The 1,929-nt window shown below is 53.0% G+C and carries 2 rRNA genes (1 of these 2 only partly in view); both read right to left on the bottom strand.

Annotated elements, in window-relative coordinates:
- Positions 1-49, bottom strand: a 5S ribosomal RNA gene (gene rrf, locus ACWNZ1_RS29105); the annotation flags it as partial.
- A 149-nt stretch (positions 50-198) separates the two neighbouring features.
- Positions 199-1,929 (bottom strand): 23S ribosomal RNA (locus ACWNZ1_RS29110); it runs 1,338 nt beyond the window's last position.

Consider the following 1,929-nt stretch of genomic DNA (forward strand, 5'->3'; position numbering starts at 1 on the left):
CTGAGTTCGGGATGGGATCAGGTGGTTCCAATGCTCTATGGTCGTCAAGAAATTCGGTAGCCGGTGCGTGCCTTGCGGTCACGTGCCAGCGAATGGGTATGTGATAGTTTGTGTGTTTGCTGCGAACTTTCGGTTCATGTCGTCTTCACACACCGCAATCTGGTGCCCTTTCGGGTCAGCAAATTGCTTGGGTGTTATATGGTCAAGCCTCACGGGCAATTAGTACAGGTTAGCTCAACGCCTCACAGCGCTTACACACCCTGCCTATCAACGTCGTAGTCTTCGACGGCCCTTCAGGGGACTCAAGGTCCCAGTGAGATCTCATCTTGAGGCAAGTTTCCCGCTTAGATGCTTTCAGCGGTTATCTTTCCCGAACATAGCTACCCGGCAATGCCACTGGCGTGACAACCGGAACACCAGAGGTTCGTCCACTCCGGTCCTCTCGTACTAGGAGCAGCCCCTCTCAAATCTCAAACGTCCACGGCAGATAGGGACCGAACTGTCTCACGACGTTCTAAACCCAGCTCGCGTACCACTTTAAATGGCGAACAGCCATACCCTTGGGACCGGCTTCAGCCCCAGGATGTGATGAGCCGACATCGAGGTGCCAAACACCGCCGTCGATATGAACTCTTGGGCGGTATCAGCCTGTTATCCCCGGAGTACCTTTTATCCGTTGAGCGATGGCCCTTCCATACAGAACCACCGGATCACTAAGACCTACTTTCGTACCTGCTCGACGTGTCTGTCTCGCAGTCAAGCGCGCTTTTGCCTTTATACTCTACGACCGATTTCCGACCGGTCTGAGCGCACCTTCGTACTCCTCCGTTACTCTTTAGGAGGAGACCGCCCCAGTCAAACTACCCACCATACACTGTCCTCGATCCGGATAACGGACCTGAGTTAGAACCTCAAAGTTGCCAGGGTGGTATTTCAAGGATGGCTCCACGCGAACTGGCGTCCACGCTTCAAAGCCTCCCACCTATCCTACACAAGCAAATTCAAAGTCCAGTGCAAAGCTATAGTAAAGGTTCACGGGGTCTTTCCGTCTAGCCGCGGATACACTGCATCTTCACAGCGATTTCAATTTCACTGAGTCTCGGGTGGAGACAGCGCCGCCATCGTTACGCCATTCGTGCAGGTCGGAACTTACCCGACAAGGAATTTCGCTACCTTAGGACCGTTATAGTTACGGCCGCCGTTTACCGGGGCTTCGATCAAGAGCTTCGCGTTAGCTAACCCCATCAATTAACCTTCCGGCACCGGGCAGGCGTCACACCCTATACGTCCACTTTCGTGTTTGCAGAGTGCTGTGTTTTTAATAAACAGTCGCAGCGGCCTGGTATCTTCGACCGGCGTGGGCTTACGCAGCAAGTGCTTCACCCTCACCGGCGCACCTTCTCCCGAAGTTACGGTGCCATTTTGCCTAGTTCCTTCACCCGAGTTCTCTCAAGCGCCTTGGTATTCTCTACCCAACCACCTGTGTCGGTTTGGGGTACGGTTCCTGGTTACCTGAAGCTTAGAAGCTTTTCTTGGAAGCATGGCATCAACCACTTCGTCACCCAAAGGGTAACTCGTCATCAGCTCTCGGCCTTAAGATCCCGGATTTACCTAAGATCTCAGCCTACCACCTTAAACTTGGACAACCAACGCCAAGCTGGCCTAGCCTTCTCCGTCCCTCCATCGCAATAACCAGAAGTACAGGAATATTAACCTGTTTTCCATCGACTACGCTTTTCAGCCTCGCCTTAGGGACCGACTAACCCTGCGTCGATTAACGTTGCGCAGGAAACCTTGGTCTTTCGGCGTGGGTGTTTTTCACACCCATTGTCGTTACTCATGTCAGCATTCGCACTTCTGATACCTCCAGCAAGCTTCTCAACTCACCTTCACAGGCTTACAGAACGCTCCTCTACCGCATCACTTGCG

The sequence above is a fragment of the Pseudomonas sp. CFBP 5748 genome, from assembly GCF_053850495.1.